Origin of the sequence: Microbacterium sp. (assembly GCF_011620715.1) — a bacterium.
GTDB lineage: Bacteria > Actinomycetota > Actinomycetes > Actinomycetales > Microbacteriaceae > Microbacterium.
On sequence record NZ_WOYP01000007.1, the window covers coordinates 1 to 9,122 of the forward strand.

At 69.2% G+C, this 9,122-nt stretch carries 8 protein-coding genes; 5 read left to right on the top strand and 3 right to left on the bottom strand.

Going from position 1 to position 9,122, the window contains the following annotated elements:
- The 3 genes from QZV84_RS01220 to QZV84_RS01230 all read left to right on the top strand — a co-directional run.
- On the top strand, positions 1–416 hold a 416-nt coding region (locus QZV84_RS01220; RefSeq protein ID WP_292824110.1), incomplete at its 5' end, for a hypothetical protein.
- Positions 417–426: 10 nt separating this feature from the next.
- Positions 427–573, top strand: a complete 147-nt coding sequence (locus QZV84_RS01225) for a CBS domain-containing protein (RefSeq protein WP_292824113.1) — start codon at positions 427–429, stop codon at positions 571–573.
- 323 nt (positions 574–896) lie between these two features.
- Entirely contained in the window at positions 897–1,319 is a 423-nt protein-coding gene (locus QZV84_RS01230; RefSeq protein ID WP_292824116.1) for an organic hydroperoxide resistance protein, read from the top strand.
- A gap of 48 nt (positions 1,320–1,367) precedes the next feature.
- Here the strand turns inward: QZV84_RS01230 and QZV84_RS01235 are convergent, their stop codons facing one another.
- The gene (locus QZV84_RS01235; protein WP_292824119.1) at positions 1,368–3,935 is read right to left on the bottom strand and encodes an MMPL family transporter; all 2,568 of its coding nucleotides are present in this window, start codon (positions 3,933–3,935) and stop codon (positions 1,368–1,370) included.
- 141 nt (positions 3,936–4,076) lie between these two features.
- On the bottom strand, positions 4,077–5,087 hold the full coding sequence (locus tag QZV84_RS01240) for a glycerophosphodiester phosphodiesterase family protein (RefSeq protein WP_292824122.1): 1,011 nt from the start codon (positions 5,085–5,087) through the stop codon (positions 4,077–4,079).
- Between the two features lie 236 nt (positions 5,088–5,323).
- Between QZV84_RS01240 and QZV84_RS01245 the strand changes: the two genes are divergently transcribed.
- Both QZV84_RS01245 and ligD read left to right on the top strand, forming a co-directional pair.
- Positions 5,324–6,247 (top strand): Bax inhibitor-1/YccA family protein, encoded by a 924-nt coding sequence (locus tag QZV84_RS01245; protein WP_292824130.1) that lies wholly within the window; start codon positions 5,324–5,326, stop codon positions 6,245–6,247.
- Between the two features lie 101 nt (positions 6,248–6,348).
- Positions 6,349–7,611, top strand: a complete 1,263-nt coding sequence (gene ligD, locus QZV84_RS01250) for a non-homologous end-joining DNA ligase (protein ID WP_292824125.1) — start codon at positions 6,349–6,351, stop codon at positions 7,609–7,611.
- Positions 7,612–7,635: 24 nt separating this feature from the next.
- Here the strand turns inward: ligD and QZV84_RS01255 are convergent, their stop codons facing one another.
- The gene (locus tag QZV84_RS01255; protein ID WP_292824128.1) at positions 7,636–9,036 is read right to left on the bottom strand and encodes a glycosyltransferase; all 1,401 of its coding nucleotides are present in this window, start codon (positions 9,034–9,036) and stop codon (positions 7,636–7,638) included.
- Positions 9,037–9,122 lie beyond the last annotated feature (86 nt).

Genomic DNA, 9,122 nt, shown 5'->3' on the forward strand with positions numbered 1-9,122 from the left:
CGATGGCGCAACTGGGCCGACGGCCATCCCGCATTTCCCTCCGCCGCCTCACTAAACCACCGTCGAGAGAACACCGTATGAAAATCCTCACCTATACCGGAGCCGAACTGATGACCGGCGACGACATCGCGGATGCCGTCCTGGACTACTGTGTGGCCCTGGCGGAGGAGAGCACCGCGGAAACGATCGAAATACCAGTGCTCAAACCTGACGGATCGAGAGGCACTGCGTCGCTGCTGGTAGGACCGGCGAGTCAGATCGTCGCCACGCAGGTCGACACCGACTTCGATGAATTGATCGACGAACAGACCATCCGTCTCCTGCACACTCGAACTCTCGCGCACCGTCCCGTCGCGCAACACAGCGATGCGCAACAGTTCCGTGATTTCGACGACAGCCAGCCCAATACGACATGAGGAATGAGAAATGACTCCTGCACGTGAGGTCATGTCGGTAGACCCGACGACCATCGGAGAGGCGGACTCGCTGATCGACGCAGCCCGACTGATGCGCGACCTGGACGTCGGAGCGCTGCCGATCTGCGACGAAGAAGGAGATGAGAACCGAAGCTGATGCTGTTCTGTGAGCGGTCGGGCACCAGGCTGGCCTGAGGGAGGAGTTCGCACAGCGCGAGTGACGCGCTGCGAGGGCTGCGGGCGTCGGCGGTGCCGCGCACGAGGGCGGTCGAGGATGCTCCAGGCACGTGCGCGACGCTTCGGGTCGGCATCGGGCGCGAAGACAGGCTGAAAACACTCGTCCAGCGGGATGGCGATCGTCTGGAAGAATCCGAGGACGGCCTCTGTTGGTGATCGATGATCAGGGCGTGGCGCTCAAGGCATCCCGCCGCCGCGCCGACAACCTCGTCGGCGCCTGAGAATCGACCCGAAAGGCAACGAATGAACACCCTCTACACCGCCGAAGCGATCTCCACCGGCGCCGGCCGCAATGGCCACGTCAAGAGCCTCTCCGGCGAGGTCGACCTCGATATGGCCGTGCCGAAGGCGATGGGCGGCTCGGGCAACGGGACGAATCCCGAAGAGCTGTTCGCCGCCGGGTACGCGGCGTGCTTCCACTCTGCACTGCAGGGCGTCGCCCGCGCGCGCAAGATCGTCGTCACCGATTCGACGGTCGGCGCGCGCGTGCACATCGGCCCGAACGATGACGGCGGCTTCCAGCTCGCGGTGGACCTCGAGGTCGTCATCCCGGAGCTGGACCACGCGATCGCGCAGGAACTCGCGGATGCTGCGCACCAGGTCTGCCCCTATTCCAACGCCACACGCGGCAACATCGTCGTCAACGTCTCGGTCTCCGACGACTGACACGAGCGACGGCGCAGAAGCAACGGGCTCAGCGAACCCCGGGCGGGCTCAGCGAACCCCGGCGGGCTCGGGGGCGTCGGCGGTCACGGCGGCGTCGGCGTCCGGGTGCGAGTAGTGCACCGGATGCCGCCGCTCGAGCGCCGAACCCTCCACGTCCACGTTCGGGATGATCCGGTCGAGCCACTTCGGCACCCACCACGCCGACTCGCCGAGCAGGTGCATGATCGCGGGGACGAGCAGCATCCGCACCACGAACGCGTCGAACAGCACGCCGAGCGCGAGGCCGACCCCCATCGACTTGATGATCACGGACTCCGAGGTGATGAAGCCCGAGAACACCGCGATCATGATGAGCGCGGCGGCGATGACGACAGTGCGGCCGGCCCGGAACCCCTGGGCCACGGCGAGACGCGCGGGCGCACCGTGCGCCCAGGCCTCGCGCATGCCGGTGGTGAGGAACAGCTGGTAGTCCATCGCGAGGCCGAACAGGATGCCGACCAGGATGACGGGCAGGAAGCTCAGGATCGGACCGTGGTATTCGATGCCGAGCAGAGCGCCGAACCATCCCCACTGGAAGATCGCGGTCACCGCCCCGTAGGTCGCGAACAGCGAGAGCACGAACCCGGCGGTGGCGATCAGGGGCACCAGCAGCGAGCGGAACACCATGACCATGATCAGGAACGACAGGCCGACCACGACGAGAAGGTACAGCGGCAGCACGTTCGCGAGCCCCTCGGAGATGTCGATGTTGATCGCCGCCTGCCCGGCGACCCCGAGCGTGACGCCGTCTGCGATCGGCGGCAGTTCGCGCAGGTCGCGTACCAGGGTCTCGGTCGTCACGCTGTTGGGCCCTTCGGCGGGTACCACCTGGAACGCCGTGAGAGTCCCGTCGTCCGACACCGCGATCGGCGCGACGGCGACCACATCGTCCAGTGCGGCGAGCTCCTGGCCGATCTGCAGCTGATAGTCCAGAACCTCGCTGTCGTCCAGGCCGTCCGGCAGGGTCGCGGTCACCAGCAGAGGCCCGTTCACGCCCGCGCCGAAAGACTCCTCGGTGAGCGTGAAGGCGCGATACGCCGAGGAGTCGGTGGCTTCCGAGCCGCCATCGGGCAGCCCGAGACGCATCGACAGAGCGGGGATGGCCACCACCAGCAGCGCGGCTGTCGCAACGAGGATGGTGAGCACCGCACGCAGGTTCGACATCGGCCGCACGCCGCGCTGGCGCGTGCGCGGCGTGTCGGACCCGAGCGCGGCGGCCGCGGCTGCACGCGTGCGTGCCCGTCGCCCGAGCACGCGGGTCTTGGCGAGCCCGAGCAGCGCCGGGGTCAGCGAGATCGCGATCAGCACGGCGATCGCCACGCTCACCGCGCCGGCGGTGCCCATCAGACCCAGGAACGGGATGCCGGTGATGTTCAGCGCCAGCAGGGCGACGACGACTGTGGTGCCCGCGAACACGACCGCGTTGCCCGCGGTGCCGTTCGCCAGCCCGATCGATTCGACCACGTCGGCGCCCTGCAGCAGCTGCTTTCGGTGCCGGTACAGGATGAACAGCGAGTAGTCGATGCCGACGGCAAGTCCCAGCATCACGCCCAGGATGGGCGTGAACGAGGCCATCTGCACGACACCTGAGAAGGCGAGCGTCGCCATCGCCCCGATCGCGACACCGACGATCGCGGTGATGATCGGGAAGGATGCCGCCAGCAGCGAGCCGAGCACGACGATCAGCACGACCGCCGCAAGAGCGACGCCGACGAGTTCGCCGACGCCGAGGATCTCGGGAATTCCCTGCGAGATGTCGGTCGAGAAGGCCACCTCCACACCGTCGATCGGCGCGGACTCGAAGTGCTCGATCACCGCTTCTTTCGAGCTTGCGGCCAGCTCCAGACGGGACTCGGTGAACTGCATGGTCACGATCGCGGTGGCGCCGTCCTCCGACACCACCCGAATCCCGTCGGCCAGAGCCAGAAGCTGCGCCCCGCGCTCGAGCTCGGCTTCGTTCTCGGCGATCGTCGCGAGCCCGTCGGTGAGAATCGTCTGCTGCTGGTCCACGACCGCACGCTGCGCATCGACCGCGGCCTGCTGCGCGTCGATCTGCGCCGTCGACGCGCCGGCGGCCTCGAGCTGGGCGCGCCCGGCATCGAGCTGCGCCTGCGCCGCATCCAGCTGCGCGACGGCCGCATCGAGCTGCGCCTGGCCGGTCTCGGCCTGCGTCCGCGCGTCGGCGATCTGGGTCTGGCCGTCTTCCACCTGCTGGCGCTGGTCCGCCAGCTGCTGCTCGGTCGCGAACGGATCGATGACCTCGGCAACGTCGGGCAGATCCTTGGCGGACTCGGCGAGCGCGGTGATCTCTGCACGCTGCTCGTCGGTGAGCGCGGAACCATCGGTGCTGTGGAACACGACTGTGCCGGAGGCTCCGCTGAAGTCGGGCAGCTGATCCTGCAGATCGGCGACCACCTCGCCTGCGGCCGTGCCGGGGATGTCGAAACTCGTGGTGAGGCCCTTGAACCCGATCAGGAAGCCGCCCACGGCGATGCCGAGGATGACCGCCCAGGCGATGATCACCGTCCAGGCGCGGCGGGCGGCGAAGGTCCCCAATCGGTGCAGCAGCTCAGCCACGACTCTCCCTCAGATTCTCGCGAGACACGCCTCGCCGAGGAGGGAGCCTCGACACCGACAGCGTGGCCAAGATAACACGGACCGTCTCGTCCAATCTGAAGGGTTCCCGAAGCCTCCCCCGCCGCCGCGCACCGTGTGGGCTCAGCCCCGGAAGAAGCCCACCCCGAGGTCGGCGTGGTCGACGAAGACGCCGTCGACGCCGGCATCCCGCAGCACCGCCCATTCGCTCGCGTAGTCGCCGAACGCGCCCGCGCCGCCGCGCCCGCGGTACTGCCGCACGAGGAAGGCATTCTCGGGACGGCATGTCCACGTGTAGACCTGCAGCCCGCGCGCGTGCGCGTCGGCGATCACCGGCGACGGGCCGGTCATGCGGCCGAGCTTGTCGGGCGCGAGGATCATGCGCTTGTCCACACTGATGCCGTCGACGACTCCGGCGAGGCGGTCCAGCCCCGCCGGACGCGCGGTTTCCCGGTAGGTCGGGGCGTCCTGGCCGAGGGCTGCGACCAGGTCGAACGGACGACCGCCGGCCTCCAGCAGGTACAGGTACCTTCCGCGGATGCCGCGCTCGCGCAGGCCGCCCAGCACGGTCGACTCGAACGCCTCGATCGTGAGCGGCAGCTCGCCGCGCCCCCAGCCGGCGTCGAGAAGCTCGGCCTCGACCAGCTCGGCGACATCCCAGCCGAGCCCCGCGAAATAGGTCGCATGCTTGATCTCGAGCACGACGCCGATCTCGCGGCCCTGATCGAGCGATGCGGCCCGCACGAGGTCGAGGACCTCGCGCAGGCGCAGCACGGGCTGCTCTCCGTCGAAGCTCGCACTGCTCGGGCGCAGCTTGGGCAATCGCTCCCTGCAGTGCAACGTGGACAGTTCGTCCCAGGTGAAGTCCTCGGCGAACCATCCGGTCAGCTCGGCGCCGTCGATCGTCTTGGTCGCGCGACGGCCGGCGAACTCGGGGCGATCGGCGACATCCGTCGTGCCGGAGATCTCGTTCTCGTGCCGCACGACCAGGATGCCGTCCTTCGACACGACGACATCGGGCTCGACCGCGTCGACGCCCATGGCCAGCGCGAGGTCGTACGAGGAGCGCGAATGCTCAGGACGGTATCCGGGCGCGCCGCGGTGTCCGATCACGAGCGGGGGCGTGCGGGGCACCGTTTCAGGGTACCGAGGTCGGCACGGGCCTCGCGGCGGTGGTCGAGTCGGTCCCGAACGCACTTTCCGGCATCCGTCGCAGCAGCAGCGCCGCAGAACGCCGCGAACTGCGTCGAAGGCGCGGCAAAGCCCGCTCTAAGCCCACTCACAGCGCAGACCAGCGGCGGATCGGCGACGATCGGATATCGTTGAGTCACAGCACGGTGCTGTGACCCCTGATTTGGAGTGTGAGAGCAGTGGCCCTCAACAACCCCGCATTCAACAACCCGGCCTTCCAGGACCCGAAAGCCGTGCAGACGTATCCAGGCGGCCAGAACGCGGCCGGCCTCGGCGGGCAGACGCAGTACGCGACCGCGCAGCACGCGGGAACGGATGCGGCCGCCCAGGCACGCCTCGAAGGCATGTACGCAGCCCCCGCCGCCGGTGCGATCGAGACCGACCGGATGAGCGTCGAAGACACCGTCTGGAAGACTGTCGGCCTCTTCGCGATCCTGGTCGTCACCGCCGTCGTCGGCTGGGTCTGGACGATGTCGCCCGTGACGGTGCAGAACCCGAGCCCGACCATCATTCCCTGGATCGTCGGCATGCTCGGCGGATTCGTGCTCTCGCTCGCCGTGATCTTCGGCTCGCGCAAGAAGATCCGCCCCGCGCTGATCTTCGCCTACGCGGCGTTCGAGGGCCTCTTCATCGGTGGCATCTCGGCGTTCTTCGAGTTCATGTGGCCCGGCATCGTCGTTCAGGCGACGATCGCCACCCTTGCCGTGGTCGGGGTGACCCTCGCGCTGTTCGCCAGCGGCAAGGTCCGCGCGTCGAAGAAGGCCACCAAGGTCTTCATGATCGCGATGATCGGTTACCTCGTCTTCTCGCTGGTCAACCTCGGCCTCATGCTGTTCAACGTCCCGATCGCCGGTGGCGCATTCGGCCTCTACAGCCAGCCCAGCTTCCTGTTCGGCATCCCGTGGGGTGTCCTCATCGGCGTCTTCGTGGTGATCATGGCGGCGTACTCGCTCGTGCTCGACTTCGACCAGATCCAGCAGGGCGTCCGCAACGGCGCCCCCCGTGCGTACGGCTGGCTGGGTGCCTTCGGCATCATGGTCACCGTCGTCTGGCTGTACGTCGAGATCCTGCGCATCCTCGCGATTCTCCGCGGTTCCAACTAGTCGTTCGGCAGCAACGGAGGGGTCGTCCGAAAGGGCGGCCCCTTCGCTTTTCCGCGCCGGGCCCTGGCTGCGGCATCCGCTCGCGCACTAGCGTGGCGAGAGTGAGCCCCGCTGCGCGCAAAGACACCACCATCGAGATCGAGGGGCGCGAGGTGCGCATCTCGAGCCCCGACAAGGTGGTGTTCCCGCAGGCCGGTCTGACCAAGCTCGACGTCGTGCAGTACTTCCTTACCGTCGCGCCCGGAGCCCTGCGCGGCGCCGCCGGACGGCCGATGGTGCTGAAGCGCTTCGTGAAGGGCATCGACCAGGAGGCGTTCTTCCAGAAGCGCGTGCCCGAGAACCACCCGGACTTCATCGACACGGCGACTCTGCGCTATGCGCGGGGCACATCGGCCGAGGAAGCGGTGATCCGGGATGCCGCCGGGCTGGCGTGGATCGTCAACCTCGGCTGCCTCGACCTCAACCCGCACCCGGTGCGCGCCGAAGACCTCGAGCACCCCGACGAACTGCGCGTCGACCTCGACCCGATGCCCGGCGTGGACTGGTCGCAGATCGTCGATGTGGCGTATGTCGCCCGGGAGGTGCTCGACGACGTCGGCCTTGTCGGATGGCCGAAGACCTCCGGTTCACGCGGGCTGCACATCTTGGTGCGGATCGCGCCCGAATGGGACTTCCGCCAGGTGCGGCTGGCGGCCGAGACCCTGGCCCGCGAAGTCGGGAACCGTGCGCCGGGACTCGCGACGGCGCGCTGGTGGAAGGAGGAGCGCGGCGAGAGCGTGTTCGTCGACTTCAACCAGAACGCGAAGGACCGCACGGTCGCCTCGGCGTACTCGATCCGGCCCCTGCCCGACGCCCGCGTGTCGACCCCGCTGGAGTGGTCCGAGGTCCAGGTCAGGCGGCCCGAGGAGTTCACCGCGCTCACCGTGCCGGCGAGATTCGCCGGGATCGGCGACCCGCATGAAGGCATCGACGCCGCCGTGGGCCGACTCGACGGGCTGCTCGCCCTGGCTGCGGAGCTGGGGCCGGCCGAGAAGCCGCCGCGCGGCGGCTCCGACGGATCGGGTCGACGCGCATCGACGATGCCGCTCATCGAGGTCGCCCGCACCAGAACCAAGCCCGAGGCGCTGGAGGTGCTCGAGCTGTGGAAGGCTGCGCACGCGGACGTGGCCGCGATGCTGCACCCCGCCGACACGCTCGTCGACGGCATGCGCGGCGCGAGTTCGCTCTGGTACCGGGTGCGCATCAACCTGCAGCATGTGCCCGAGGCCGCGCGCCCCCCGCAGGGCGAGCTGCTCGCCGACTACGACCCGTCGGCGGGCAAGACCTGGCCCGACCGGACTCGGCCTGGCGAGCCCTCCGGCTGAACCCTCCGCGCGGTCGGGCGAGACTCAGCCGGCGCTGCGGCGGGAGGGCCGGGCGAGCACGTCGCCGACAGCCTGGGCGAGCGCGGCCATCGCATGATCCGGATGCACGGCGCGCGCCGCGGCGACGGCCTCGGCGCTCAGCCGGGCTCGCAGCTCCACGTCGGTGAGCAGCTCGACGAGGGCCGCCGCGAGGGCATGGAGGTCGGCATCCGGAACGAGGATCCCGCCGCCGTCGGCGAGCAGGTCGCGCGGACCGTACCGCACGTCGTACGCGACCACCGGGCAGCCGTGCACGAGCGCTTCGGCGATCGAGAGGCCCTGCCCCTCGAACGCGGACGTCGACAGAAACACGGATGCCGCATCCAACTCGTGACCAGGATCGCTCGTGAGCCCGCGCAGCACGACGTGCGCGTCGAGTCCGAGCTCGTCGATCAGCCGCTGAAGCGCATCGTGCTCGGACCCTTCGCCGTAGATGTCCAGCGTCGAGGTCGGCACCGACTCTCGAACAACAGCGAATGCGCGCACCGCGTGATCGATGCGCTTGCCCGGCGCGAGCCGGCTGAGCATCACGACGCGGCCGGGTACCCGTTCGGCCAGTGGGGCGACGGATGCCGCAGCCCCGACCGCGTGCGGCACGACCACGTGCACGGGCGAGGACCCGAACCGGTCCTCGACATCTGAGCGCTGCGATCTGGTCGGCCAGAGCACTGCGTCGAAGCGCTCGGCGAGGCCGAACCACCGCGACCACAGCGGATTCACCGGCGCATCGGGGGTGTAGGGCGGCTCGAGGTGGATGGTGTGGATCGCATGCACCAGACGCAGGGCCGGGTCGTCCCATCCGGCAAGCAGCTCGCCGAGCTGCCGCGACTCGCACACGACGACGACCGGGCGGCTGGGATCGCCGCCGCGCAGGCCGGAGACGACGTGCTCGAGCCAGGCGCGGTACAGCGCCCCGAAGCCCTCGAGAATCCCGGTGACGAAGCCGCGGTCGTCGTAGACCGCCACCGGAGCGGCCGTGACATGCCAGTCCGGATCCCCGGCGATCACCGGCAGCCCGACGACGGACCGCCCCTCGGCATCCGCGATCACACGGTATTCGAGGGCCGGGTCGGGTTCGCCCGGGTGCGCCGCGGCGCGCAGCCAATCCGCGGCTCCGCCGCGCGGCGCGGCGGACTCATCGAACAGGTTGCGCATCCGCGCCGGGTCGATCACCAGATCGCGGCCCGCGAACGCGGCGCGGTGCTGGGCATGCTCGGCAGGGGTTCCGGGGTCGAGCGTCAGCAGCAGCGGTCCGAGCCCGCCGTGCACGCCCGCCCCCGCCATCTGTCGCGCACGGGCGAGGGTCGCCAGCGCATACCCCCCGTCGCGGTCGGGGATGAGCCGACTCGAGAGGATGAGGTACTCGGCGTCCGGAAACTCTGCCACGCTCTCATCCTGCCCCCGTTCCGCCGAGAAGGTGCATCCTCCGCCGAGAAGGTGCGCACCTTCTCGGCACGCAGCGCACCTTCTCG

Excerpts from the sequence above, each read along its gene's own strand:
- QZV84_RS01230 (WP_292824116.1), top strand. The coding sequence starts at position 897 with ATGAACACCCTCTACACCGCCGAAGCGATCTCCACCGGCGCCGGCCGC.
- QZV84_RS01225 (WP_292824113.1), top strand. The coding sequence starts at position 427 with ATGACTCCTGCACGTGAGGTCATGTCGGTAGACCCGACGACCATCGGA.